This window comes from Halosimplex salinum (assembly GCF_003730195.1).
GTDB lineage: Archaea > Halobacteriota > Halobacteria > Halobacteriales > Haloarculaceae > Halosimplex > Halosimplex salinum.
In genome coordinates, this window is the sequence record NZ_QWGG01000006.1 from 225,750 (window position 1) to 249,960 (window position 24,211).

27 protein-coding genes are annotated in these 24,211 nt (G+C 64.4%); 15 read left to right on the forward strand and 12 right to left on the reverse strand.

The features are described from left to right. Positions 1–6 precede the first annotated feature (6 nt). The 3 genes from D1409_RS16500 to D1409_RS16510 all read right to left on the reverse strand — a co-directional run bounded on the left by D1409_RS16500 (position 7) and on the right by D1409_RS16510 (position 1,076). A complete protein-coding gene (locus D1409_RS16500) occupies positions 7–414 on the reverse strand; it encodes a PIN domain-containing protein (protein ID WP_123538087.1) in 408 nt (135 codons plus the stop codon). 1 nt (position 415) lies between these two features. Beyond that, positions 416–676, reverse strand: a complete 261-nt coding sequence (locus tag D1409_RS16505) for an AbrB/MazE/SpoVT family DNA-binding domain-containing protein (protein ID WP_123538088.1) — start codon at positions 674–676, stop codon at positions 416–418. Between the two features lie 148 nt (positions 677–824). After that, positions 825–1,076, reverse strand: coding sequence for a hypothetical protein (locus D1409_RS16510; protein WP_123538089.1), 252 nt, complete (start codon positions 1,074–1,076; stop codon positions 825–827). A gap of 206 nt (positions 1,077–1,282) precedes the next feature. Here D1409_RS16510 and D1409_RS16515 point away from each other — a divergent pair, with 206 nt between their 5' ends. Together D1409_RS16515 and D1409_RS16520 are read left to right on the forward strand one after the other, a co-directional pair. Next, entirely contained in the window at positions 1,283–2,152 is an 870-nt protein-coding gene (locus D1409_RS16515; RefSeq protein ID WP_123538090.1) for a CheF family chemotaxis protein, read from the forward strand. Positions 2,153–2,172: 20 nt separating this feature from the next. Then, a complete protein-coding gene (locus D1409_RS16520; protein ID WP_164471730.1) occupies positions 2,173–2,358 on the forward strand; it encodes a hypothetical protein in 186 nt (61 codons plus the stop codon). Positions 2,359–2,378: 20 nt separating this feature from the next. Here D1409_RS16520 and D1409_RS16525 read toward each other — a convergent pair whose 3' ends face one another. The 3 genes from D1409_RS16525 to D1409_RS16535 all read right to left on the reverse strand — a co-directional run bounded on the left by D1409_RS16525 (position 2,379) and on the right by D1409_RS16535 (position 4,031). After that, complete coding sequence (locus D1409_RS16525; RefSeq protein ID WP_123538092.1) at positions 2,379–2,672, reverse strand: type II toxin-antitoxin system RelE family toxin; 294 nt, start codon at positions 2,670–2,672, stop codon at positions 2,379–2,381. Then, complete coding sequence (locus tag D1409_RS16530; RefSeq protein WP_123538093.1) at positions 2,665–2,859, reverse strand: hypothetical protein; 195 nt, start codon at positions 2,857–2,859, stop codon at positions 2,665–2,667. Before D1409_RS16530 ends, D1409_RS16525 begins: the two co-directional genes overlap by 8 nt. Before the next feature lie 86 nt (positions 2,860–2,945). Further along, entirely contained in the window at positions 2,946–4,031 is a 1,086-nt protein-coding gene (locus tag D1409_RS16535; RefSeq protein ID WP_123538141.1) for a Gfo/Idh/MocA family protein, read from the reverse strand. 148 nt (positions 4,032–4,179) lie between these two features. On the opposite strand from D1409_RS16535, the gene D1409_RS16540 reads away from it, so the two are divergent. From D1409_RS16540 to D1409_RS16550, 3 genes are read left to right on the forward strand one after another with little or no spacing between them, the layout of a single operon-like run. After that, on the forward strand, positions 4,180–5,040 hold the full coding sequence (locus D1409_RS16540; protein WP_123538094.1) for a CheF family chemotaxis protein: 861 nt from the start codon (positions 4,180–4,182) through the stop codon (positions 5,038–5,040). 53 nt (positions 5,041–5,093) lie between these two features. Next, positions 5,094–5,369: a ribbon-helix-helix domain-containing protein gene (locus D1409_RS16545; RefSeq protein ID WP_123538095.1), complete on the forward strand. Its 276-nt coding sequence runs from the start codon at positions 5,094–5,096 to the stop codon at positions 5,367–5,369. Beyond that, entirely contained in the window at positions 5,350–5,643 is a 294-nt protein-coding gene (locus tag D1409_RS16550) for a type II toxin-antitoxin system RelE family toxin (protein ID WP_123538096.1), read from the forward strand. Before D1409_RS16545 ends, D1409_RS16550 begins: the two co-directional genes overlap by 20 nt. A 127-nt stretch (positions 5,644–5,770) precedes the next feature. On the opposite strand, the gene D1409_RS16555 is transcribed toward D1409_RS16550, so the two are convergent. Both D1409_RS16555 and D1409_RS16560 read right to left on the reverse strand, forming a co-directional pair. Beyond that, on the reverse strand, positions 5,771–6,253 hold the full coding sequence (locus D1409_RS16555; protein WP_123538097.1) for a hypothetical protein: 483 nt from the start codon (positions 6,251–6,253) through the stop codon (positions 5,771–5,773). Further along, a complete protein-coding gene (locus D1409_RS16560) occupies positions 6,250–6,849 on the reverse strand; it encodes a winged helix-turn-helix domain-containing protein (RefSeq protein WP_206425097.1) in 600 nt (199 codons plus the stop codon). Before D1409_RS16560 ends, D1409_RS16555 begins: the two co-directional genes overlap by 4 nt. A gap of 386 nt (positions 6,850–7,235) precedes the next feature. On the opposite strand from D1409_RS16560, the gene glmU reads away from it, so the two are divergent. The 9 genes from glmU to D1409_RS16605 all read left to right on the forward strand — a co-directional run bounded on the left by glmU (position 7,236) and on the right by D1409_RS16605 (position 18,000). Then, the gene (gene glmU, locus D1409_RS16565; RefSeq protein WP_123538098.1) at positions 7,236–8,426 is read left to right on the forward strand and encodes a bifunctional sugar-1-phosphate nucleotidylyltransferase/acetyltransferase; all 1,191 of its coding nucleotides are present in this window, start codon (positions 7,236–7,238) and stop codon (positions 8,424–8,426) included. 64 nt (positions 8,427–8,490) lie between these two features. Next, positions 8,491–10,281, forward strand: coding sequence for a glutamine--fructose-6-phosphate transaminase (isomerizing) (glmS, locus tag D1409_RS16570; RefSeq protein ID WP_123538099.1), 1,791 nt, complete (start codon positions 8,491–8,493; stop codon positions 10,279–10,281). Between the two features lie 131 nt (positions 10,282–10,412). Continuing rightward, positions 10,413–12,200, forward strand: a complete 1,788-nt coding sequence (locus D1409_RS16575; protein WP_123538100.1) for an ABC transporter ATP-binding protein — start codon at positions 10,413–10,415, stop codon at positions 12,198–12,200. 91 nt (positions 12,201–12,291) lie between these two features. Beyond that, complete coding sequence (locus D1409_RS16580) at positions 12,292–13,281, forward strand: hypothetical protein (RefSeq protein ID WP_123538101.1); 990 nt, start codon at positions 12,292–12,294, stop codon at positions 13,279–13,281. Next, complete coding sequence (locus D1409_RS16585; RefSeq protein WP_123538102.1) at positions 13,272–14,351, forward strand: hypothetical protein; 1,080 nt, start codon at positions 13,272–13,274, stop codon at positions 14,349–14,351. Before D1409_RS16580 ends, D1409_RS16585 begins: the two co-directional genes overlap by 10 nt. Then, positions 14,348–15,049, forward strand: coding sequence for a cytidylyltransferase domain-containing protein (locus D1409_RS16590; protein WP_123538103.1), 702 nt, complete (start codon positions 14,348–14,350; stop codon positions 15,047–15,049). Before D1409_RS16585 ends, D1409_RS16590 begins: the two co-directional genes overlap by 4 nt. A 2-nt stretch (positions 15,050–15,051) precedes the next feature. Beyond that, on the forward strand, positions 15,052–16,077 hold the full coding sequence (locus D1409_RS16595; RefSeq protein WP_123538104.1) for an N-acetylneuraminate synthase family protein: 1,026 nt from the start codon (positions 15,052–15,054) through the stop codon (positions 16,075–16,077). Between the two features lie 5 nt (positions 16,078–16,082). After that, positions 16,083–17,129 (forward strand): hypothetical protein, encoded by a 1,047-nt coding sequence (locus D1409_RS24665; RefSeq protein ID WP_164471732.1) that lies wholly within the window; start codon positions 16,083–16,085, stop codon positions 17,127–17,129. Positions 17,130–17,475: 346 nt separating this feature from the next. Then, positions 17,476–18,000 (forward strand): CatB-related O-acetyltransferase, encoded by a 525-nt coding sequence (locus D1409_RS16605; RefSeq protein ID WP_164471733.1) that lies wholly within the window; start codon positions 17,476–17,478, stop codon positions 17,998–18,000. Positions 18,001–18,004: 4 nt separating this feature from the next. Here the strand turns inward: D1409_RS16605 and D1409_RS16610 are convergent, their stop codons facing one another. After that, on the reverse strand, positions 18,005–19,603 hold the full coding sequence (locus D1409_RS16610; RefSeq protein ID WP_123538106.1) for a capsular polysaccharide export protein, LipB/KpsS family: 1,599 nt from the start codon (positions 19,601–19,603) through the stop codon (positions 18,005–18,007). A 407-nt stretch (positions 19,604–20,010) separates the two neighbouring features. Here D1409_RS16610 and D1409_RS24670 point away from each other — a divergent pair, with 407 nt between their 5' ends. Further along, positions 20,011–20,655, forward strand: coding sequence for an FkbM family methyltransferase (locus D1409_RS24670; protein ID WP_164471734.1), 645 nt, complete (start codon positions 20,011–20,013; stop codon positions 20,653–20,655). Between the two features lie 81 nt (positions 20,656–20,736). On the opposite strand, the gene D1409_RS16620 is transcribed toward D1409_RS24670, so the two are convergent. The 3 genes from D1409_RS16620 to D1409_RS16630 form a co-directional block, all read right to left on the reverse strand. Next, positions 20,737–22,047, reverse strand: a complete 1,311-nt coding sequence (locus tag D1409_RS16620; protein ID WP_164471735.1) for a sulfatase-like hydrolase/transferase — start codon at positions 22,045–22,047, stop codon at positions 20,737–20,739. Between the two features lie 96 nt (positions 22,048–22,143). Next, positions 22,144–23,109 carry a glycosyltransferase gene (locus D1409_RS16625; RefSeq protein WP_164471736.1) on the reverse strand — a complete coding sequence of 322 codons (966 nt, stop codon included), beginning with the start codon at positions 23,107–23,109 and terminating at the stop codon, positions 22,144–22,146. Between the two features lie 148 nt (positions 23,110–23,257). Next, positions 23,258–24,199, reverse strand: a complete 942-nt coding sequence (locus tag D1409_RS16630) for an NAD-dependent epimerase/dehydratase family protein (protein ID WP_123538109.1) — start codon at positions 24,197–24,199, stop codon at positions 23,258–23,260. Between the last annotated feature and the right edge of the window lie 12 nt (positions 24,200–24,211).

The following is a 24,211-nucleotide window of genomic DNA, read 5'->3' on the forward strand; positions in this document are numbered from 1 at the left end:
GTCGTCTCAGTCCCAGAGGGTGTCGAAGTCCGTCCCTCGGATCACACCGTCGGATGTGAGGATCGCTTCGCTCTCCGAGGAACAGTGACTCGCGACGACCAGCGCGTCGTGAATACTGAACTCGGCGATCAAGTCCGCGTATTCGGCCAGCTCCTCGTCGCCGATGGGCGCGACCGAAACAGGCCCGTCTGTCAAGAGCGCCTGTTTCGCGTCTGCCGGCGTCCCGGTCAGCGTGACTCCGCGGACGTTTTTGTCCCGAGACACAGCGTAGAGCACTTCTGCTAGCGCAGTACTGGGCGCCTCTATGGTTGTTTCTCCGGCTTCTGCCTCCGCGAACACGCGGTCCGCATCCTCTGGAAGCGCGTCGACGAGATACGATAGGAGAGCGACCGCGTCAGCAGTGTACGGCGTCACGCTACTGCTCCTCGTAGTTCCGTTCACGACGGTCGCGAACGCGCCGACCGAGTTCGGCCGCGACCTCCTCACGCTTCTCGTCCGACACGTCGTCGGGAACGAGCATCCCACGACCGCCGGTACGGGTCCGCTTTTTGACGACGATTCCCTCGTCCGTGTCGATCCAGACGACTTCGTCACCGGGTTCGAGACCGTACTTCTCTCGCAGGTCTTTCGGTATCGTTGCCTGCCCTTTCTCCGTGACACGCGTAGACTCGCTCATGGTGGGTAATACTCGCTGTAATACTATAGTGATTACGCGGTTGTTCGAGGACGGACTCCTGCACATCTGGCCGCTGCAAAGCGTGGGGAGTCCGGGCAACGTCACCCGGACGGAGAGCCGAATCGGGGGACCGTTTCGTTCGCTCGCGTCACTCGACAGCGGGTCGTCGCTCGACGGTCAGCCGTCGGTGGGCACGCACGACCGGAACCGTGACGACGCGGCGCGCTCGAACGGCCAGCGCGACGACCGCGACGGCGACAAGCAGCGCGGGCTGAGCGACGACCGCGACCAGACCGACCGTCACCAGCACCGCGACCAGCGCCGCGACGACGACCTGACCGAGCGTGTAGGACGCGAGGGGAGCCGATACCGCAGCCGAACCGCGCGAATACTCTCTCATCTCTATCTGATCGTAGGAGCGGTTCCACCATAAGTATAATCTGAAATACATTTCTGTAACTCGGAATACTGAAACGCAGTCCGGTAACTGGGTTGTCAGGATCGGGCGGGATCCGCCGAACCCATTCGGTGACGAGGTCGGTGCCGCGCGTTCGGCCCCAGTGGAAGTTATATACCGCGGAGGCACAATTCCCCGACAGTACGGACATGAGCGGGGACGAAGCGAAACTCGTGGACGCGTCCGGGGACTACGCGTTCGTCGTCAGGGACGGCGAGCCGGTCGCCGAGCCGCGCTGGCGCTCCTCGCGGCTGGTGCTCACCAGCGAGCGCCTCGTCCTCGCGGACACGGACGGGAACAAGTCCTTCCCCCACAGCGCGCTCGAACTCGTTGACGACACCGAGAGCGTCGTCCCAGAAGGGTTCCCCGCGGAGGGGGCGACGGCACTCCGCGCGGGGAACCACGTCCTCCTCGTCGACGCGCCCGAGGTGGACGCCTTCGACCGGGAGTACTGCCGCGCCGCGCTCGACGCGGAGGTCATCCTCGTCAAACACCCGGCCGTCGTCGGCGGCGTGGTCCAGGACACCGAGTGGTCGAAGGCGCGCTTCCGATTCGCCGAGGACACGGTCAAACTCGCGCTCCCCGGCGGCCGGACGACCTCCTTCGCCGTCGCCGACGTCGGTACCGTCGAGACGGGCACCCAGGGCGTCATGGGGACCGAGCGCCGCGTCGTCCAGCTCGAACACACCGACGAGGACGGCCGCAGCGTCGAGACCCACTTCTCTGGGACGGAGTCGCACTGCCGCGCGCTCTCACACCTGTTCGAGGCCGTCGTCTCCGACCGCCAGAGCGAGGAGTACGAGCTCACCGACGTCGAGAACCAGGTGCTGATGGCGCTGTACTCGGGCGTCTCGCCGTTCGAGATGGCCGAATTCGTCGGCATCGACGTCGACGAGGTCGAGGAGATTTACCAGAAGCTGCTGGAGATGGACGCCGTCGACGAGGTCCGCGTGCGCACCGAGGTGTCGCTCAACGCGCACGGACGGAATCTGGCGAGCGAAGCGATGAGCGAGCAGTGAGAACGATCGCGACGGACGACATGGCTGCACGCGATCTCGCGAGAACGCAACGTATCCCCGTTACCGGATCGATCGGGGTGCTGGTCGTCGGTGTCGAACGCGGAGAAATCGAACCGAGCACGGCAAACGAGTGGCTCGCGGTCTGGCAAGCGGAGAGAGGGTACTTTGCGCCCGTGGACCGGATCGAAGACGTGCTCGACGGGTAGGTCCTGGGTGAACAGGTAGTTCAGAATCCGTATCGCTTGTGCGCCTCGTCGATCGGGATGATCTCGAGAACGCGAACCTCTGCGTCGTCTTCTAACACCGTATAAATCGCCGTGTACGTCCGCGAGATATGCAGCCGAAATCTATCGCGGTTGGCGTCGATCGGGAGTTTCTCCTTGTCTCCGCGGCCTCGTCCGGGATACGGATTCTCGGCCAGATAGCCGAGTTTCTCTCTGCAGACGCGCGTCGTCTTCTCGTCGGCGACCTCGAGGAATTCGCGGGCTTCGTCGCCGAGAAGGACCTTGTATTCAGACATCCTCGAGGGGCGTCAGCTCGTCACGATCCGCTTCTTCGAGGTCCTGAAAACGCTGCTCTAGCTCCTCTCGCCGTCGTTGCTGTGCGAGCTCCTGCAGGAGGTCGTCGTACGTCTGTCCCGGCTCTTTCAGCTCGTGGAGCTCCTTTCGCGTCTCCTCCGTCACTGGGATCCGCTTGTCAGCCGACATGGCTATACACGCCCGTACAGTGCTGTCAGTCTTAACAGTTTCTCCGCGAACGCCGTGTCGGCTGTCCGAGAGTCGAAACGCCGTTCTCACTCCTCGTCGACGCTCACGCACGTCCCGGCCTCGGCCGACCGGTAGATCCCGTCCATGACGCGCTGGACGGTCAGCGCTCGCTCGACCGTGTTGCCCGCGGGCGGTTCGCCGCTCCCGACCGCGTCGAGGAACCGCCTGTCGCTCCCCTTCCAGCCCGTTTCGTCGAGCGACCCATCCGTGAGTTCGGCCTCCATGACGTGGTCGGTGCCCTGCCGACCGGACTCGATCAGCGACAGTTCCTCGCCGCCCAGGTCGAGGCGCGCGCCGGCGTCGGTCCCGCGGACGACGAACTCCTGTGTCTCCGTCTGATTGGCCGCCCACGCGACTTCGAGCGATATCGTCCGATCGTCCGCACAGCGGATCATCGCCGTCGCGGAGTCCTCCACGTCGAAGACGGCTTCGTCCATTTCGTCGTACCAGTCGCCGGGGTCGGCGTAGTCCTCGCGGTTCCCGAACTCCGTCCGGGTCACCGCAAACACCTCCTCGACGGGCGGGAAGTCCATGAGGTAGAGCGCGAAGTCGATGGCGTGGACGCCGATGTCGACCACACAGCCCCCGCCCGAGAGCTCCTCGTTCGTGAACCACGAGCCCACGCCGGGAATCCCCCGGGAACGGACGTAGTTTGCCTGGACGTGGGTCACGTCGCCGAAGCGTCCCTCCTCGCGGTAGCCCGTGAACACCTCCGCGGCCGTCGAGATCCGGTTGTGGAAGTTCACCGCGCAGAACCCTTCGGAATCACGGGCGGCCGCCGCGATGCGTTCGGCGGCCGCGAGGCTGTCGGCGAGCGGTTTCTCACAGAGGACGTCGTAGCCGCGTTCGAGCGCGCCGACGACCGCGTCCTCGTGGAAGGCGTTGGGCGTCGACACGACGACCGCGTCGAGGGCCTCGGTGTCGTACATTTCGTCGAACGCCTCGTAGGTCGTCGCGCCGTACGAGCGTGCGAACTCGTCGCGACTGTCGGCGACGACGTCGGTGCCCGCGACCACGTCGTGGCCGAGCTCCACCGCGTTCGTCGCGTGCGTCTGTCCCATGAATCCGAGTCCGACGACGCCGAGGCGTACCGGTTCGTGTCCGTTCGACATGGTCCGTGTTCGCTCCTCCGGCGGGTGAGTCTTGGGGAACGGGCGCATCGTTCCGGTGGAGTCGGCCGATTTCCGCAACCGATAATCGGCCCGCAAGCCCTATTGTGGCCCGCTGGGTAGCCCCGACAGCACGGTCGATCCCCGAGCAATGAGCAACTCTGAGAAGAAGATAACCGACGTACAGGGCCGGTACATGCAGGCCGTGGCGTCGGGCCACCACCGCGACGACGCGACCTGGGAGTCGTGTCGGATCGTCCTCACCACGGAGCGACTGGTGCTCGTCTCGGAGGAGAAGCTCACGATCCCGCTCGGGGAGATCGACGAGGTCGGCGGCCGCTACGACGTCAACCAGCGCGCCGCGAGCGTCGCCAGCTACATCGGGCTCTCGGTCGGCGACGACGCCGTCCTCGTCTCGGCGGCCGAACACGACGAGTTCGAGACGGACTTCTACCACGCCTGTCTCAACGGCGAGGTCGTCTACGCCGACCACCCCGCCGTCGAGGGGGGCGTCGTCCAGGGCACCGACTGGACGAAGGCCCGCATCCGGATCACCGACGAGGAGATCCGACTGGCGCTGGCCAACGGCGAGCAGGTCGTCATCGAGCGCGACGACATCGGCGAGGTCGAGGAGGACGAACGCCAGGCCGCGGGGGAGGAACGCCCCGTCATCGAGGTCGAGCACAGCCAGGGCGAGATCAGCGTCGAGACCCACCTCACCGGCGACGAGTACGACCTCTCGGTCCTCCGGCAGGTGCTCGAGGAAGGCGTCGAGCGCAACCGGGCGGACCTCGATCTCGGCCCCGTCGAGAAACAGGTCGTTATGGCGCTGCACTCGGGCGTCTCGCCGTTCGAGATCCCGGACTTCGTCGACAGCGAGGTGGCCGAGATCGAGGCGATCTACGACCGACTGATCGAACTCGACGTGATCGAGGTGGTCCGCGAACGTACCGAGGTCGAGATGACTGCCCGCGGCCGCTCGGTCGCCGGCGACACGATGGGCGAGCAGTAAGACTCCGAGAGTGGCAGTACTGTTTTGTGTGTGCGTGGCCGACGTACACGCGTATGTCGAAAGCCGGTTCGGACGAGAACGATCCCGAGATCGACCGGATTAATCTCCGGATCTCTCGGGCGTTTCTCGATGTGGTCGACGAGACGTGGCGCGAGCGTGGATTCAATAGCCGAAGCGAATTCATCAGATACGCACTGCGTGATTCAGTGAACCACCCCGAAGGCGCAGGTGTCTGGAAAGATCTGGCGATCAGTGAAGCGCAGTTCGAGGATAGCGAGGGGATTTCGAGCGACGAGATGCGGGAGAAGTATGGGACAGACGCCGAGTGACGATGTGTGGGACTGGAAGTTCTCCCCGCGCGGAGAATCGCAGTTCGCACAGCTAGATCCAGATACGCAGGATAGGATCATGGAGAAACTCGACGAGGTTGTCGCGTCCGAGTGGCGCGAACCGAGCGACTTTCTCGAACCACTGACGGGCTCACCGTACCAGAAACTTCGTGTCGGTGGCTATCGAATCGGATGTCGTCTTCACCAAGAATCGAAGACACTCCGTGTCGAGAGCGTCCGAAAACGGGAGGGTGCGTACAAAGGCGACGACTGAATGGGTCTCACTGAACGACTTTTCAGGTTGCCGCAGGATCCGGTCGTTCGTCATCGATACCGAGGTCGAGATGACCGCCCGCGGCCGCTCGGTCGCCGGCGACACGATGGGGGAGCAGTGACGAGTTTCAGGGCGGATTCTCGGCGTCGTTGATCCCGTCGAACGTCCCGCTCTCGTAGGCGTCACGCCATCGCTGGAGTACTGCCCGGGTGACGAGCGGCGCTTCGGTGACAGTGATACACGACGGCTCGACGGCGTGACTCGGCGCGTCCGGTGGTGGATGGAAGTGTCGGGTCGGCGCGTCGGGTTTGGGGTGGCAGTCGAACCGAAAATCACGGTCGAGGTTGTCTGTGTAGTGGACGGCGTAGTTTCCCGACAGGCTCCACCGGATATCGAACCGAGCGGTCGGCGCATCCCCGATCCCGTCAGCGAACTCGACCGAGAGCGTCTGCGGGTTCAGCGGGTTGTCGAGCGACGCGGTCTCGACGAGTGGTTCCAACTCGACGAACAGGTCCCTGATCTCCCGCAACGCACCCGGATCGATGGGACCGAACGCCTCGAAGTCGGTCTCGGCGTTCTCCCGACGTGACGAATTCCCGCCGTCGGTCATACAGTGAGAGAGCTACCGTCGTCGCCGTCTCGGTCCGTGCCGGTGAGGTGCCCGCTCCGACTCGCTTCGGCGATCGCGAGTGCCGCCTGTGCGAGCGCGACGTTCCGTCGAGTCGTCTGCCACTCCCGCAGGAGTGCGCTGTGTTCGTCGTCTGCGTCGACGACGTTCAGTTCGCGGGCGAACTCCTCTGGCGACTCGACGCCGTATTCCTCGCGCCACTCCTGCATCGTCGCCTTCATGTCCGCGATCCCGGTCGCGATTTCCTCGGGCGTCCGCTCCGCCAGGAGTGACTGGGCGTGTTCGGTGACGATGGCCGTCTCCGACCGCCGATAGCGCGTCGTCCGCCCCTCCTGTGTCGTCGTGACTTCGCCGGCGTCGGCGAGTGTTCGGAGATGTTTTCTCGCCGTCGTCGGTGAGACGCGGGCGCGGTCGGCCACCTCGTCCGCGGGCTCGGCCTCGTACGTCCGCTTGACCACGTCGTGTACTCGTTCGAACGGTGTCGTCTCCTCGATCCACTCCGCTTCCACTGCCTCGTTCACATCCCGAGGCTCGGTGCCGCCGTCCGCTCGACTCGGTGAGATGGGCTCTTCGGTCATACACTGTGCCGTAGTTTTGCTAAGTATAATAATCTCTGTATCAGTATAATGATCTGGACTCGAACGAAGCTCACTCTATCCGGGACGAACGTGCAATCGGGCGTCTCGAACTCACTCGGACCTGTCGTACAGGACTTCGTCGACGCTCTCCGATACCGCCGACTCTCCGGACGCGCCCGGCTGGACCGTCCAGATCAGGTCGTCTGGGTCTACCTACAGAGACGGTGGTACTGTTCCAGTAAAGATCTTCTCTGTGGCGTGCCGGACGCGGGATCGACACAGCCGAACGAACCTCGTTCCATTTCGGACGAAAGCCGACGGTTCGTTCGGCGCGCGTCAGATCCGCCGCCCAGAAAGTTGAAAGTGGCTCGCCGTGTCCATCTATTATGAGCATCGACACTGCGGTGGTCCTCGCGGCCGGTGAGGGGACGCGGCTGCGTCCGCTGACCCGCAACCGGCCCAAGCCGATGTTGCCGGCGGCCAACCGGCCCATCATGGAGTACGTCTTCGACGCGCTCGTCGCGGCCGACGTGCGACGGATCGTGGTCGTCGTCGGCTACAAGCGCGACCGCGTCCAGGACCACTTCGGTCCGACCTACGACGGCGTCGACCTGAAGTACGTCACCCAGCACAAGCAACTCGGCAGCGGCCACGCCCTCCTCCAGGCCCGTCACGCCGTCGACGGGCCGGCGCTCGTCGTCAACGGCGACCGCGTCATCGACGCCAACATCGTCCGCGACGTCTGTGACGAGTTCGAGCGCAGCGGCGAACCCACGATGGCCGTCCTCGAACGGCCCGAGACGAGCCAGTACGGCGCCGTCGTCCTCCACGAGGGCGACGTGTCCCAGCTCGTCGAGAAACCCGACACCGACGAGTACCGACTGATCAACGCCGGCGTCTACGCCTTCGAGCCCTCTATCTTCGCCGCGATCGACGACACCGAGCGCGCCGACGGGGAACTCGCGCTCACCGACACCATCGGCGACCTGATGGACGCGGGGCGGGTGCGAGGGGTTCGGACCGAGGGGATGTGGGTCGACGCGACCTACCCCTGGGACCTGCTGACCGTGGCCGACGAGGTGCTCGCCCGCGGCCACGTCGACGAACCCCAGCGCGAGGGCCAGGTCTGGGTCGACCCCGCCGCGAACGTCCACGAGACGGCAATCTTACAGGGCCCGGTCGTCGTCGGCCCCGACTGCGAGGTCGGGCCCGGTGCGGTCGTCGGCGCGAACACGGCGCTCGGCCAGAACGTCACCGTCGGCGCGAACGCGACGGTGCGGAACTCGGTGCTCGACACCGACACGCGAGTCGAGTCCGGGTCGACGCTCATCGACGCCGTCACCGGGCAGGACGTGACCCTCGGCGCGGGGACGGTCGTTCCGGGTGGTCCGGCCGACGTGCGCATCGGCCAGACAGTGTTCGAGGACCGACGCCTCGGCGCGGTCGTCGCCGACCGCGTCGTCGCCGAGGGCGACGCGAGTTTCTCGCCCGGGACGCTCGTCGGCCCCGGCGCCCACATCGGGACGAGCGTCCGCGCGAGCGGCACCGTCGTCGGCGGCGCGGAGGTGGTTCGATGAACGAATCGAGCAGCGGTTCGACGGACGGATTCGGAGCGAGCGACCGAAGCGAGGTGACTCACTGATGTGTGGAATCATCGGCTGTGTGGGTCGTGACGGCGAGACGCTCGACGTGCTCGTCCACGGCCTCTCGAAACTGGAGTATCGCGGCTACGACTCGGCCGGCGTCGCTCTCTCGGGCGACCGCGTCGAGATCTGCAAGCAATCCGGCAAGATCGAGGAGTTGCGCGACGCGCTCGAATCGCGCACCCTCGGTGGCGCGGCCGGCATCGGTCACACTCGCTGGAGCACGCACGGCCCGCCCACCGACGAGAACGCCCATCCGCACCTCGACTGCACGGGCGGCGTGGCCGTCGTCCACAACGGCATCATCGAGAACTACCAGGCGCTCCGCGACGAACTCGTCTCCGCGGGCCACACGTTCAAGAGCGACACCGACACCGAAGTCGTCCCGCACCTGATCGAGGACGCACTCGCCGACGGCGCGGACAACGAGGCCGCCGTCCGCGAGGCCATCGCGCGACTGGAGGGGAGCTACGCCGTCGCCGTCGTCCTCTCGGGCGACGACACCATCTACGCCGCGCGCAACGACTCGCCGCTGGTGCTGGGGTTAGATGACGACGCCTACTACCTCGCCAGCGACGTCCCCGCCTTCCGCGATTTCACCGATCAGGTGATCTACCTCGCGGACGGCGAGTTCGCGACGCTCCGCGCCGACGGCTGGACCGTCTCCGACGTGGACGGCGAGGTCGTCGACAAGGACGTCGACACCGTCGACTGGGACCCCGAGGACACCGGGAAAAGTGGGTACGACCACTTCATGCTCAAGGAGATCCACGAGCAACCCCGTGCCATCCGCCAGTGTCTCCGCGGCCGCGTCGACGAGATGAGCGCGCAGGTCGACATCGGCGACCTCGGGGGTCTTTCGCCGACCGGCGTCCAGTTCGTCGCCTGCGGGACGAGCTATCACGCGGCGCTGTACGGCGCACAACTCCTGCGTAATGCGGGGATCCCCGCCCAGACGTTTTTGGGCAGCGAGTACGCCACCTCGCCGCCGCCGATCGGCGACGCGCTCGTCGTCGGGGTCACCCAGAGCGGCGAGACGGCCGACACCCTCTCGGCGCTCCGGGAGGCCCGCAAGCGCGGTGCGCGGACGCTGGCCGTGACCAACACTGTGGGATCGACTGCTGCTCGGGAGTGCGACCACGCGCTGTACATCCGCGCGGGGCCGGAGATCGGCGTCGCCGCCTCGAAGACCTTCGCCTCCCAGCTGGCCGCGCTCAACCTCTTCGCGCTCGGGACGACCCGCGTCGATGGCAAGCGAGACATCATCAGCGCGCTCCGCGACTTGCCGAGTAACATTCAGGCGATCCTCGACGAGTCGAAGGCGGAGGCGGTCGCCGAGGAGTACGTCGACAGCGATGCCTACTTCTTCATCGGCCGCGGCCACCAGTACCCCGTCGCGCTCGAGGGCGCGCTGAAGATGAAGGAGATCACCTACAAGCACGCCGAAGGGTTCGCGGCCGGCGAGTTGAAACACGGACCGCTCGCGCTGGTGACCCAGGACACGCCCGTCTTCGCCGTGGTCACCGGCGACGGCGAGATGGCGCGCAAGACCATCGGGAACGTCAAAGAGGTTGAGGCCCGCGACGCACCCGTCGTGGCCGTTACGGACGGCCAGAGCGACGTCGAACGGTACGCCGATGCGGTGCTGGAGGTGCCCGAGACGCACCCGCAGGCCGCGGCCGTGCTGGCGAACGTGCAGTTGCAGTTGGTGTCCTACCACGTCGCCGACAAGCTGGGACGGTCTATCGACAAGCCGCGGAACCTCGCGAAGAGCGTGACTGTGGAGTAGCGAGCAGGTGACCGCGGAGTAGACCGTCGGTTTTAGCGGCGATAATTCGACCGGACTCGTTTTATATCGGCGTCTTCGATAGCGGGACAGGAGCCGCGCAGCGCGCGCAGGCCGACCGAACTGGTCCATCGATGAGCGAGGAGATCACCACCGAAGAGAAAGTCCGAGCGCTCTACGGCGTCGCTCGATACCGACCGCTGTTTACTGTCGGCGTCGTCGGGCTGAGCATCTTCGCCGCGATGCTCGAGGGCATCGGGCTCAGCTTTCTACTGCCGATCATCGAGCTCGCCCGCGGCGATATCGATCCCGCGACTGCCGACGGAGCGCTCGGGCTGTTCGTGACTGCCTACGAGTTCCTCGGGATCAGCTTCACGCTCGAGGCCGTCGTCGTCGGCGTTACAGTCGTTATGACGGCCCGATACACGTCGAGCTTCCTCGTCGCGTGGCTCAGGGCCGCACTGAAGACGACGTACGTCCGTCACCTCCAGGTCGAGGCGTTCGACCACGCGCTCGACGCGCGGGTCGAGTACTTCGACGCGGAAGGATCGGACGACATTCTCAACGCCATCGTCACACAGGCGACGCTGGCCGGGCGCGTCATCGAACGGGTCGTCCAGTTCATCGAACAGGCGTTTCTGACCGCGATGTACGGCGCAGTCGCGCTGTACTTCGCCCCGCGACTGACACTCGGGTCGGTGCTGCTCCTCGGGATATTCGCACTGCTGTCGCGGACTGTCCTCGAGTCCGGTTACTCCGTCGGTGACCGCGTTGCCGACGCCAACGAGGAGATCCAGACCGCAGCGCAAGCGGGTACACAGGGGATCAGGGACGTCAAACTGTTCGGACTCGGCGAGGAACTGTTCGAGCGGTTTCGGACGGCTGCCGACCAGTACACGAACGCACAGATCAGACTCAGCCGAAACGAGGCGGCGCTGAGCAACTTCTACGAACTTGGTGCGGCGGTCATCGTCTTCCTGTTGCTGTACGTCGCGCTGGCACTGCTGGAGTTGCCCCTCGCCAGTCTCGGCGTCTTCCTGTTCGCGATGTTCCGCCTCGCCCCGCGGGCGAGCACGCTGAACAACTACCTCTACAAGATCGAGAGCGACCTTCCACATCTGGTTCGGACACAGCACTTCGTCGAGGAACTTGCCGCACGGGCCGAACCGGACGGGGCTACCGAACCGGTCCCGGACCCGATAGAACGGATCGCGTTCGAGGACGTCTCGTTTAGCTACGAGAGCGACGACCACACGATTCGGGATCTGACGCTTTCGGTCGACAGCGGTGAGTTCGTCGCCTTCGTCGGTCCCTCCGGCGCCGGCAAGTCGACGATCGTCTCGCTGCTCGCCGGGCTGTACGAACCCGACGACGGGGAGATCACGGCGGACGGGACGCCGATCACCGCGTTCGACCTCCGTGAGTGGCGTGAGAACGTCGCCGTCGTCCGCCAGCAGCCGTTCGTCTTCAACGACACGCTCCGGTACAACGTCACCGTCGGTAACCGGGAGGCGAGTCAGGCGGAGATCGAACGTGCGTGTGAGACCGCACAGGTGACCGAATTCCTCGACGGCCTCCCGAACGGTTACGACACGGTACTCGGCGACGACGGCGTTCGACTGTCCGGCGGACAGCGCCAGCGCATCGCCATCGCGCGAGCGCTGTTGAAAGACGCCGACGTACTCGTCCTTGACGAGGCCACTAGCGACCTCGATACGTCCCTGGAGGAAGCGGTTCACGCCGGCATCGAGTCGATGGAGCGCGACTGTTCCATGTTCGTGGTCGCTCATCGGCTCTCGACAGTTCGCAACGCCGACCGGATCTACGCGATGGAGGACGGGTCGGTCGTCGAATCCGGGTTCCACACCGCCCTGTTGGAAGCGGACGGCGTCTACGCGAAACTGTACGGGGCACAGCAATGACCGCTCGACTCCCTCGGAGCACGGTGGCCGCTCACCATTCCAGTCGCGGCAGAGCGGGAGCGATCGTAGATGAATCCAACCAACCACACAGATGAAAGACAACGAACTTCACCTGAACGTACACGGTCTCGACGTCCGTTTTCGAACAACTTTGAGCGATTTTCGAGCATTCATCGACGAGAACTACGCCCTTTTCGGGTCGTACCGGACAGGGGAAGTCGACGTTTCCGTTCAGTTCGACCCGCAATCGGGAGCGGACGCACGGGACCGGGCTAAGTCCTTTCGGCAGGTCGGCGACGGGATCCGGTATGGCGATTCCGCGGTTTATTGGGAGAACAACTTCGGTTTCAATATCCTCGTAGAGCGGACGACAGACGCGCTACGGGTCCGTGCGTTCCACCGGGAGCTTGCCGAGGACCAGTCGGCTGAGGAGCGGTACAAGAATTTCCAGCGGTCGATGCGATGGGTCGTTCACTTCCCGGTGTTCACCCTGTTGCAGTACCGGCGGGAATGGAGACTGGTGCACGGCGCCGCGGTAACGGACGGCGATCGTACGTTCGCGTTCTGTGGGCTGAACAAGATCGGAAAATCGACGCTGGCAACTTACCTCTGTCGGGAGGAGGGGTATTCACTCATCACGGACAACTACCTCCTGGTCGGCTCGGAGCGAGTCTACGCGTTCCCGGAGGTCGTCCGATTGGATCCGGCGTCGGCGGATCGGTTCGGTCTGGAGGGGATCTGGTCGCATCTTGTGTATGGAAAAGAGCACGTTTCCCCGACAGCTATCGGAACGGCCTCGGAGGCTGTCCCGGACGCGTTCTTCCTACTGTCCCGAGGGGGCGAAGTCTCATCGGCTGAAATCGAACCGCAAACTGCTTGGCAGTCAATGCAAAACCTGCATGCAATGCTCGGAGAGTTCCCACAACACGGCTTCATGTCGGTCTGGCCCGTCGCCACTGGGGAGACGAGACCGGTTTCTAGCGCGGAGACGATACTATTCGATACGCCGTGGTACTCGCTGAGCTACGACCCCAACTGGGAGTTTCGAGCGGTCACGGAGGAGGTACACGGATGTATTTAGACATCTTCGGAGACGTGGTACTGCGGTTCCATGGGAAGAACACGGACACCGTCCAGCACGTCAGGAAGGACTACCAGCCGTTTGAAGTGGACGGGGAGTCGGTCGACCACATCGACATCGACGTCCAGTTCGTCGAGGAGACCTCCAGCGAGGAGGAGAGCGTCCACATCCGGGACCCGGTCGCCTACGACGGCCAGGGCGTTTTCTTCCATCCCAGCGGGTCGTGGAGCGTCATGCGGATCGATTTCGACGCTATCGGGAACGGGACGTGCCGAGTCACCTGCGACGTCAACTTCAACCGGTACCTGATGGCGAAACTGGTCGACCACCTCATCCACCTGTCCCTCCTCAAGGAGGGCGCTGCCTTCTGTCACAGTGCCGCGTTCGAACACGAGGGCGATGTCGTCGTCTGTCCGGCGTGGCGCGACGTTGGGAAGACGAACCTGTTGCTGTCGGTACTGGACGACGGCGCCGATTACATCGCCGACGACCTGTGTATCGTCCGCCGGGACGGAACCGTCCACTCGCTGCCGAAGCGGCTGAACCTCCTCCACTACAACTTCAAAGAATACCCGCACCTGCTGAACGAGACCTCACAGGAGTTTCAGGGGCTCTGGGACTTCGTCGAGCGCGCACGGTCGGGGGAGTTCGGACTCGACGACGATGAGATCGCCACGCTGACGAGTCAGGCCAGGATGCGCGTCTCCCCCTACGAGGCGTTCGATCTCGAACCGAACGTCGAACCCCGTCCGATCGACAGGCTCTGCCTCCTGCGCCGGGTGAACCCCGACGACTGCCCGGTGACCCACGCGCCTGTCGATGGGCAGGAACTGGCCCACCGGATGTACGCCACGATGGAGTTCGAGATGTCGTACTTGCTGCTCGGGTACAGGGCACACAAAGCGCAGGTCGGATCCGTGAATGAGTATCTCGAGCGGGCGAAGCAGCGCCACCTTGAGGTGTACGAGGAGGCGATCGATTCCGTGTCCGACCTCCTCAAATTGAACGTTCCGTCGCAGAACCACGCGAAGGACGTCCAGCGCGAGATCGAGACGCTGATCCGGACATGACGGTCGTCGCTCTCATCCCCGCTCGGTTGGACTCGACGCGGTTGCCGCGCAAACAGCTCAGGGAGATCGCGGGACGACCGATGATCGACTACCTCGCGGCGCGCATGGCGGCGGTCCCCGCGGTCGACGAGGTCGCCGTCGCGACGACGGACCGCCCGATAGACGACGAGTTGGCCTCCTGGGCCGACCGTATGGACGTCGGGTGCTACCGGGGCGACCTGGCAGACGTGCTCGGCCGGCTGACCGCCGCCGCAGACGCGTTCGACGCCGACGTCGTCGTCCGCGCGAACGGGGACAACCCCCTCTTGGCGCCGGAGGTGACTGCGGCGGGACTGGGAGCGTTGAAACGAGCCGGGGACGAGTACGTGACTGGCAAGAACATGTTTACCGGGATCCCGGTCGGGCTCGGGCCGGGAATCATCGAGACGGACACGCTCGTGCGACTCAGCGAAGTCGCGACCGCCCCGTACCACCGGGAGCACGTGACGACGTACGTGTTTGAGAACCCAGACGAGTTCGACTGGTCGCCGATCCCGGTCGAGAGCGGCTGGATCGCACGGGAGCTCAGTCTGACGGTCGATACCGCCGAACAGTTCGAGTACGCCGCGGAAACCGTCGATCGGCTCCCCGGCGGCCAGTCGGGCGAGTGGTCGGTGAAAGATATAATTGCGGCCGCCGAAGAAGTGGATGGTACGTGACCATGCGAGACCACTTCTCCATCGGGGGGCGGACGATCGGCCCCGACCAGCCGCCATTCGTTGTTGCAGAGGTCGGAATGAACCACAACGGCGATCTAGACCTGGCGCGGGACCACGTCGAAGCGGCGGCCGACGCGGGCGCGGACGCCGTCAAGTTCCAGACGTACGAAACTGACGCCTATTTCTCCGACGAGTACGGGGACCTGGACACCCGCCGGGAGTACGAACTGCGACCGGAGTGGCACCGGGAGCTCAAAACGCTGGCGGCGGAGCACAGTCTCGCGTTCCTCTCGACCCCGTTCGACCGCCGGAGCGTCGAACTCCTCGACGACCTGGAGGTCCCCTGTTACAAGATCGCGTCGTTCGACGTCACGAACCACCAGCTGATCAGGCAGATCGCGGAGAAAGGCGAACCGATCATCCTCTCCACGGGGTACTCGACCCACAGTGAAATCGCCGAGGCCGTCGAGGTCGTACTGTCGACCGGAAACGACCGACTCGCACTGCTACACTGCATCTCGTCGTACCCGACGCCCCTCGAATGGATGAACGTCAGTGCCGTTGAGACGCTCGCCGACGCGTTCGGGACCCCGGTCGGGCTCTCGGACCACACGCACGGTTCCCACACGGCGGCGGTACTGGCCACGGCGATGGGCGCAAGCGTGATAGAGAAACACTTCACCATCGACAACGACCTGCCCGGCTACGACCACGCGATGAGCGAGACCCCCGAGACATTCTCCAAGCTGACGACGGAGGTCAGAAACGCACACGAAGCGCTCGGGGACGGCGACCTCTCGCCACTGCCGGAAGAGACCGACAGCCTCCCGGAGGCGCGACGGACGCTCCACTGGCGGGGCTCCTACGAGGCCGGGACGGAGATCGCCCCGGAGATGTTCCTACCGCTCCGACCGGGCGGGGGACTGCCGGTCAAGCGGATTGACGAACTCGCTGGCCGCCGGCTCGGGAAGTCGGTCGAGGGGCGAGAACGGGTTCAACTAGGCCAGATCGACTGGGACGAGGACTGACAGAGATGCGGTGGCTCTTCCGGTGTAACGTCGCGAGCGAGCGCTTCGCCGACGACGACGCGGATGTACAGGGGATCGGCCACGCGATGCGTTGTCTCTCAGTGGCCAGGGCGGCGGAGGCAGCGGGCGACGTGGCGATGTTCACCATCGAGGGCGCGGACGACATCGTCCCGTTCCTTGAGAAGACCGGTCTCGACTTCCGTCTGAACCGGGACCATTTCGACGTCGCGCAGAGGTACGACCCCGACGTCGTGGTCACCGACGTCAACTACTGCGATAGGCGGGCGGTCGAGCGGTTCCGGGACATCGCGCCAGTCGTCAACTTGGCGCCCCGCGGCGAAGTGAAGTATTACGCCGACCTCACGTTCACGAGCGAGGCGATCCGGGACGTTCCGGAGCCGGACGACGCGATGTTCGATCGCTGGTACAGCGGCCCTGAATACACAATTATCAGCGACGATTTCGTCAGACGACGGGCGGTGATGGACGGGGCGGATCCGCCGGTCGAACGCGGAAAAGTCGTGATCAACATGGGCGGGGTCGACGAGTCCGACCGGACGGGCAAGGTCCTGGAGCTGCTCTCAGCGGACCTCGTCGAGCGGCTCGACCTTACGATCACCGCCGGTCCGTTCAATCCGAACGCGGACGCGCTCCGGGCCCGCTGCGACGAACTCGGCGGTGCCGTCGAGTTCCTCCACGCACCGGACGACCTCGCCGCGGTTCTGTCCGGTTCGGAGTTCGCCGTCCTCGGGGCCGGCATCTCGACATACGAGGCGCTCGCGATCGGCGTACCGAGTCTGAACGTCGGTCTCTCGTCGTTCCACGACGAGCGGGGGGCCGTACTCGAATCCGAGGACCTCGGTGTGTACCTCGGGAACGTCGAGGACCTGACAGCCGACAGGGTCAACGATACGATCGGGTCGCTACTCGGCGGCGACGACCGCCTCGACCGGATCCGGTCGAAGGGGTTCCACGCCGTCGACGGGTCGGCGAGCGAACAGATCCTCTCGCGCGTCCGCACGTACCTGAACGACGGGTCGTCGCGCGAATGAGGACCGCCCACTACCGACCGACAACGGTCCCACGCGCCGTCCACTCGGATCGCGGCCCCGTACCCACAGACAACTACAATACGCTGGCCGACATCCTCACCGAGAACTTCGAATGTACGGGACGATCAAGGGCACGATAGCGACGGTCGCTTCTGCGACCCGGTATCCGGGCGTCCTCTGTTGGGCGATAAACCGGAGCCCCGTCGCGACGACGATCCGCCGCGGATCCGGCGTTTCGATCGGGCGAAGCTGTACCATTCGGGGGACCGTGTCACTGGGGAACCGTTCCAGGGTCGGCCACGACTGCACGCTCCGGGGCAAAATCGAGACGGGGCCGCACGTCACCGTGGGCGACGACGCGCTACTCAGAGGGGACGTGACCGTCGGACGGCGTTCAAACCTCGTCGAGAACAACGACTTGGTCGGCGAGATCTCGATCGGGAACTTCTGTGCCATCGCTCCCGACGTTCGCTGCCAGGCCAAAGACCACGTCACGAACAAGGCCGGACTGCAAACGGACTTCTATCGCGACCTTCTAGATGCCGAACTCGGCTACACCGCCGACGGCCCCATCCGGATCGGCAACGACGTGTGGATCGGCGCTCGGTCGATCGTTTTATCGGGGGTCACGATCGGCGACGGTGCCATCGTGGCCGGTGGATCGGTCGTTACGAATGACGTGGAGCCGTACTCCTTGGTCGCAGGTGTCCCGGCGGAACACAAGCGCTGGCGGTTCCCGGAGCGGATCCGCGAGGAACTCCTTGACATCGAGTGGTGGACGTGGAGCGACGAGCGGATCCGGGCCAACGAGGAGTTCTTCGTGAGTGAGCTTGACGACCGGGAGTCTGTCCGCGAACTGATCGTGGAGTGACCGTTCACTCCGGAGTGTGGACTGGTCCGTCGGCGAGGACCCCCTCCACGGCGGTGTCGAAGTTGACGTTTCCAGGCTCGATATCGTCGTGCGATACCGGCAGCCAACGCGTCTGGTTGTCGACCGTCTCGTAGAAGGGGAAGTCGACGTGCGTGCGAACCATGAACATGTAGGCGTAGCGCTTGGCGGTCCTGCGCATCTCCTCGGTCAGTTCGAGTTCGTCAAGTCGTGAGAGCGTGTCCTCGTACTCCGACTTCGTCTCAGGGTCGTAGGTGAACCCGGCCCCGCGGTAATGGGTCTCGCCGCCGACGACGACCGGGTCGCCGAAGTACGGCATCTCCATGCCGACGGTCGAGTTGTACACGATCCCGACGTCGAGCTGGTCGATGAGTCGGTAGGTGTCGACCTCGGTCTCGGGGGGGAGGAGGACGACGTTGCCGGGCAGTGATCCGTACTGATCAGTTATCCACTCCGATACCCGCTCGTTCGTCCGTTTCATCGCCTCGACGGGGTGGGTCTTGATGACCAACTGCACGTCCCCGTGGTCCGCGATCGTCTCGATGGTCGCCGAGATCCACTCGAAGGGATCATGGAACGCGCCGCCGGTCGCCGTGAGCGAGGCGTCCCAGATGAGGTTAGTGAACATCCCGGCCGTCACCTCGTAGTCGGCGCTCGAATCCAGCGCCTCGTCGGCCTCGCCGACCACGTCGAACCGGGTCGTCTCCCCCTCACGACGCCCCTCCATGATCTCGTCGATCCGCGCCTCCTGCGAACCACTCAGCGGCTCGGAGACCGCCGCTTCGATCGTCGCTTCGTCGGAGAACTGGTGCATCGGCGAACGGTTCTTAGCGTTGCCGAACATCACCGTCCGGTCGCGGTAGCCGCTCGCGTACGTCATCGAGGCGATCCCCGCTTCCGCGGCGACGGCCGCGAAGAGCCCGCCGTAGACGTACGGGGCGTGGTTGACTAAGGTCGCGTCGACATCGTACTCCGCTATTGCTGCGTATCCGGCGTCAACGATGTCCATCGCGGTGTCGAGGAACCTGAGGTACGTCTCCCGGTCCCCGGAGTCGTCGAGATCGAAGTGGTACCGTCGCAGGAACCGACGGGCCGACGCTTCCGCGTAGTCGGAGACGCGGATCCCGCGGTACTCAAGGGAACGAGGGTCTGACAGCGCATACGGGTCAGGCCTCGACTCCCCACCTGCGAGGGCCGAGAGCGGGACGGGATCCAGGCCGAACGCACTGAACAGGTTCTCCCCGTGGTGGTGACAGAGGGCGCACGCACTCAGATCGTCGTGCTGTTCCCGGGCGTGACAGATAGCCACGTCGTTGTCACATAGCGTCACTATCGGCTCGTACCCGCGGCACCGAAACGCATGAGCCATGATACAGTACTTGAAGACCCCCGATGCGTCCCGACCCTGGACGACCGGCAGGAGGACACGCCCATCCACCTCCGAATCGGGCAGTTCGTACGAGCGGATGCGTTCGTCGACGGCGAAGTCGTATCTGTCGCTGTTCGCAAAGTACGCGTCGAGAAGGTGATCCTCGACGTTCAGTCGATACCCGAGTCGGAGGATCTCCCGCTTCAGACCGGACATGCGATTCAGTACCGGCGCTGACGCGTTTATATCTTCGCCCACCTGGCCGTGCGGGTCACGCCGATCCGAGGTGTGCGACGAGCGTTCGGCTCGCGATCCGGTGGCGGTACCGACCAGTTCGGCAGTATCGAACTGTCTCAGTCATAGAGCGACCCGGTATAATCGCCGCCGCGCCACGGCCCCCTTCTGTTGCGAGGCTGACTCCGGGCGGATCAACCTTTATGTACCGGGATAAATTACGGGAGCCAATGCCGCTCCCACCGAGACTGAAAGTGGCGGTCGACCGCACAATGATCTCGATGAGGTCCGTGTTCGGTGGATCGATCGTCAGCGATATACCCGGGGTAAAGGCAGTGTACCGGCGATTCAGAAATTCGTACGACGGGCAGTACATCGACGGGCATCTCATGCTCACGGCAGAGACCGAACTCGGGGACATCTCCTACAACGAGAACTACGAGCGGGGTCCACGGTCGGTGTTCACGTCCCTGATCGCCTCGGGAGACACCGTCGCAGACGTCGGAGCCAGCACCGGCCTGTATACGCTCCCCGCGGCCTCGGCCGCCGGGCCGGAGGGGGAGGTGGTCGCGTTCGAGCCGTCGGACCGAGTTGAGACGCTCGCGCGGAACCTCGAAGTGAACGGCTATGAGGATGTGCGGATCGAGAATTGCGCCGTCTCCGATTCCGCCGGTGAGACGGAGTTCATCGAACGGAAAGAGCCTCGACAGCGAAGTCGGTCGGTATCGCTTGACGAGTACTTCGAGCGACCTCCCGATGTCGTGAAGATAGACGTCGAGGGTCACGAGGTGAGTATCCTCCACGGAATGAGAGAGACCCTCGCACAGCGAATTACGGACGTCCTCTGTGAGACCCACCCCGAGAAGTGCGCCGTGTTCGGGGACGACCTCACCGACATCGACGACATACTGTCCGAGTTCGGGTACGAGGTGTACGCCGTCTCGGACGACGGAGAGCTGACGCCGACGACCGCCAGCGGTGACAAACAGCGCTGTCTGTTCACTCCCGCGTCGGACACGGGACCGCCCGAGTAACCACGCGCATCTTCCGACATCTTCACGGGATTGGGCCGACCGGGTGGTCTGTCCGGAGGGACGCGACGCAGGCTCCTCGGGTCACATGTATCCCAGGTCTTCGAGGTGTGACTCGGCGCCCGAAGGGACGCGGTCTCCCTCTCCGCCCGCCCGTGGCAGCCCCTCTCTGTGTCGATCGATCCGTTCCGTGAGGTTCTCGACCGTCGTCGAGCCTTGCTCCTCGAAGCCGTCGACCGTGTCGTATCCATAGTAGTCCGGGGGAGCTGCGCCACCGCACAGCGGCTCGCCGATATCGGTCGTCCGTTCTCGTGCCCCCAGACGCTCCAACCGGTCCCGAGCGATCCCGTGACACTCCGTGAACGCAGGCTCGTCCCGCGACCGGGAGCGGAGGTCGCGGCCGGCGGTCTCCGTCGAGACACCGGCCATCTCGGCGACCGTCGCGTGGATGTCGATCAGACTGACGGTGTCGGCTCTCGACTCCGTTCCCCGCTCCCCGGACCAGACGACCAGGGGGACGTTCGTCAACTCGGGATCGAGGCCGTAGAAGTGTCCCCACAGTCCGCGCTCGGCGAAGAGCTCGCCGTGGTCCGCGCAGGTGATGACGTGGTCGAACTTCGTCCGCAGCTCCGCGAAGATGGACCGGTACACGTCGGAGAGATACGCGACGCAGTCGTCGTAGCACGATCGGATCCGCTCCGGGTCGAACGATTCAGCGGTGAACGACGCCTCGACGGTCGACGGGAACTCCCCCAGATCCACCGACCGGTACTCCGACGGCGCGACGTACGGTTCGTGCGCCTCCATGAGATTGACGAAGAGGAACCGGTCATCCCCGTCGTCGAGGCTGCGGACCAACGACAACGCCTCGCTGGCACCGTCCCCTCCCGAGCTCGATGTCACGCGGCCGTCGAGCCACATGTCGAGGCCGACCCTGAGCGACTCCAGCGACCGGGAGTCGCTCCGGAGACAAGCGGCGACCGCTCGCAGGTACTTCGAGACGCCGCCGGCGTCGGCCCGTTCGGCGAACTCTCCCCAGTCGAAGATCTCGTCGCGGAGCGTCGCCAGTTCCGAAGGGAGGTGAAACCGGTCGAACCCTCTGTCGTAGCCGAACGACGGTGAGATGTAGGGGTTCGCGCTGAACCCGACCGTCTCGTACCCCGCGGCCCCGAGCGCCTCAGCGATGGTCTCTCCGTCCGTATCGAGGGCGTCGCTGTCGCTGTACACGCCGATCGAGCTCGGGTAGTCACCACAGAACAGCGAGGCGTGAACAGGCGGCGTCCGGTGGCTCGGCGACCAGGCCCGCTGGAAGTGGACGCCCGGAAGCCAGTCGAAGTGCTCGTCGAACGCGTCCTTCCTGACAGTGTCGAGTACGACGACCGCAATCCGGGCCATAGGCCACGTTGCGGACTCGCTCATATAAACCCTTCAGCGACACTCCCGCCACCGCGACCGCCGGAGACGGCCCGTCGTCCGGTCGGAGACGGGCACTCACACCTGGGTCACGACGTCGTACAGTTCGGCGGTCTGTTCGGCGACGGCGGTCCAAGAGAGCGATTCCGCTCGCCGCCGGTTGGCTGCACCGACCGCGTTGAGGTCATCCGATTCGAGGCCGTCACGGAGCGCGTCTTCGAGCCCATCGGGGCCGTCCGGGTCGTACAGCAACCCATCGTGTCCCCGGACGACCGCCGGGACACAGCCCATCGTGGGGGCGACGACCGGCCGACCGAACGAGGCGGCCAGCAACGCCGACCCGGAGGTGAGGATGTCGCGGTACGGCAGCGCCACGATGTCGGCCGCGTTCATATACAGCTGTACCTCGTCGTTCGGGACGAACCGCAGGTCGGTCGTGACGTCTGGCTCCGTCTCCGTCCGTCGGAGCACGTCGCGCCGGATCTCCTCGTTCAGCGGCGACCCCGCGATCAGGAGGTGGCTGTCCGACGTCCGGACCGTCCTGTACGCGTCCACGAGCCGCGCAACTCCCTTGTAGGGGCGTATCCGGCCGAAGTTGACTACGACTGTCGCGTCGCTCGGAAGCCCGAGTCGCTCGCGCGCTTCTGCTCGGGACACGTCGTTCGGATACGCGTCGATGTAGTTCCCCTCCGGGATAACCGTGACCTTCGTCTCCGCTACGTCGAAGGAGTCACAAACGATGGATCTTGCTCGTTCGCATTCGACCGTCAGGGCGTCACAAGCCGCCGCGAACTGTCTGTTCACGGCGAGGTTGATCGCCAGATGCTCCCTCTCGTGGTTGTGCTCGTTGTGAACCGTCCAGACCAGTCGGACCCCGAGCCCCCGGAGCGCGTACGCATTGAGAACCAGTATCGCCCCTCTGACGACGGAGAGAATCTTGTTCAGCGTCCCCCACCGAGTGTACCCCGCTTGCAGAAACAGGGGCGCCGTCCAGACAACGTGGACGACATCAACGTCGAACTCGGAGTCGAAGATGAATCTCACGAGCGGAAGAAACAACCCGAGAATTGCTTCTCGCGATGAGAAACCCGCACGAGTACTGCCTTCGTGCGCTCGAACTCCGTGGTCTGCCAGCGAATCCGTTAGAAGGTTGTGGTACTCGTTCTGGTCGCTGTACGGGACGAACACTACATCACGCATGTCTCAACTGTTCGTACTCAGTTTCGATTAGTTGCTGGAGACCCGCTCGGAGGTCGTACGACGGAGTCCAGTCCAGTTCACTCTCGATCTGTTCGATGTCGGCACAGAGGTACGGGCGGTCGGAATCCCTGATACGTTCATCGTCTTGGTCGACCACGAATTCGGTCGTCACGAGTTCTCGAATGGTCTCTACTAGTTCGGCGACCGAGTTCGCAGAGCCGGTTCCGACGTTGTACCGGCGGGCCGACATCTCAGAACCATTCAGGGGAAGCAGTAGAGCATCGACGACGTCCGCCACGTGGACGAAATCACGTTCCGGCCGTAGATTCCCGAGAGATATCGAGTCTGTTTCCTCTTCGATCTGGTCTAAGATAGCGGGGATGACGTGCGGATTCGTCTCGCTGGGGCCGTAGACATTGAACAGGCGGAATACGACTGGATCGAACGCGGCATCGGTCGCAAACTTCTCTACTAGGTCTTCGCCGACGAGTTTCGTTCGTCCGTAGATATCGGTCGGCCGGGGCTGCTCCGATTCCACGTGTGGTTTCGTGTCCGGCCCATACACCGCGGCGGACGATGCGAAAACGACTGTCTCGACGTCCGCACGGGTAGCACCCTCCAAGACGCGTCTCGTACCTATGACGTTCACATCGAACGCGTCCTCCGGATTCTCGTTGCAGTCCGGAATATAATGTCGCGCAGCGAGATGATAGACGACGTCTGGATCGAAATCTGCGACGATATCAGTGATTGCCGGGTCACGAATGTCCTGCCGGATCAACGATACGCCGTCCGGTCGAGCGTCGCTCCGACCAGCGGAGAAATTGTCGACGATCAATACTTCGTGACCGCGTTCGGACAGCGCCGCTGTGAGGTGAGACCCGATAAATCCCGCACCGCCAGTCACGGCGATCTTCAGTTCCGAATGACTCATCAACAGAAGGAG

Coding starts and splice junctions, on each gene's coding strand:
- D1409_RS16505 (WP_123538088.1), bottom strand. CDS start 676: ATGAGCGAGTCTACGCGTGTCACGGAGAAAGGGCAGGCAACGATACCG.
- D1409_RS16510 (WP_123538089.1), bottom strand. CDS start 1,076: ATGAGAGAGTATTCGCGCGGTTCGGCTGCGGTATCGGCTCCCCTCGCG.
- D1409_RS16515 (WP_123538090.1), top strand. CDS start 1,283: ATGAGCGGGGACGAAGCGAAACTCGTGGACGCGTCCGGGGACTACGCG.
- D1409_RS16520 (WP_164471730.1), top strand. CDS start 2,173: ATGGCTGCACGCGATCTCGCGAGAACGCAACGTATCCCCGTTACCGGA.
- D1409_RS16525 (WP_123538092.1), bottom strand. CDS start 2,672: ATGTCTGAATACAAGGTCCTTCTCGGCGACGAAGCCCGCGAATTCCTC.
- D1409_RS16530 (WP_123538093.1), bottom strand. CDS start 2,859: ATGTCGGCTGACAAGCGGATCCCAGTGACGGAGGAGACGCGAAAGGAG.
- D1409_RS16535 (WP_123538141.1), bottom strand. CDS start 4,031: ATGTCGAACGGACACGAACCGGTACGCCTCGGCGTCGTCGGACTCGGA.
- D1409_RS16540 (WP_123538094.1), top strand. CDS start 4,180: ATGAGCAACTCTGAGAAGAAGATAACCGACGTACAGGGCCGGTACATG.
- D1409_RS16545 (WP_123538095.1), top strand. CDS start 5,094: ATGTCGAAAGCCGGTTCGGACGAGAACGATCCCGAGATCGACCGGATT.
- D1409_RS16550 (WP_123538096.1), top strand. CDS start 5,350: ATGGGACAGACGCCGAGTGACGATGTGTGGGACTGGAAGTTCTCCCCG.
- D1409_RS16555 (WP_123538097.1), bottom strand. CDS start 6,253: ATGACCGACGGCGGGAATTCGTCACGTCGGGAGAACGCCGAGACCGAC.
- D1409_RS16560 (WP_206425097.1), bottom strand. CDS start 6,849: ATGACCGAAGAGCCCATCTCACCGAGTCGAGCGGACGGCGGCACCGAG.
- glmU (WP_123538098.1), top strand. CDS start 7,236: ATGAGCATCGACACTGCGGTGGTCCTCGCGGCCGGTGAGGGGACGCGG.
- glmS (WP_123538099.1), top strand. CDS start 8,491: ATGTGTGGAATCATCGGCTGTGTGGGTCGTGACGGCGAGACGCTCGAC.
- D1409_RS16575 (WP_123538100.1), top strand. CDS start 10,413: ATGAGCGAGGAGATCACCACCGAAGAGAAAGTCCGAGCGCTCTACGGC.
- D1409_RS16580 (WP_123538101.1), top strand. CDS start 12,292: ATGAAAGACAACGAACTTCACCTGAACGTACACGGTCTCGACGTCCGT.
- D1409_RS16585 (WP_123538102.1), top strand. CDS start 13,272: ATGTATTTAGACATCTTCGGAGACGTGGTACTGCGGTTCCATGGGAAG.
- D1409_RS16590 (WP_123538103.1), top strand. CDS start 14,348: ATGACGGTCGTCGCTCTCATCCCCGCTCGGTTGGACTCGACGCGGTTG.
- D1409_RS16595 (WP_123538104.1), top strand. CDS start 15,052: ATGCGAGACCACTTCTCCATCGGGGGGCGGACGATCGGCCCCGACCAG.
- D1409_RS24665 (WP_164471732.1), top strand. CDS start 16,083: ATGCGGTGGCTCTTCCGGTGTAACGTCGCGAGCGAGCGCTTCGCCGAC.
- D1409_RS16610 (WP_123538106.1), bottom strand. CDS start 19,603: ATGTCCGGTCTGAAGCGGGAGATCCTCCGACTCGGGTATCGACTGAAC.
- D1409_RS24670 (WP_164471734.1), top strand. CDS start 20,011: ATGCTCACGGCAGAGACCGAACTCGGGGACATCTCCTACAACGAGAAC.
- D1409_RS16620 (WP_164471735.1), bottom strand. CDS start 22,047: ATGGCCCGGATTGCGGTCGTCGTACTCGACACTGTCAGGAAGGACGCG.
- D1409_RS16630 (WP_123538109.1), bottom strand. CDS start 24,199: ATGAGTCATTCGGAACTGAAGATCGCCGTGACTGGCGGTGCGGGATTT.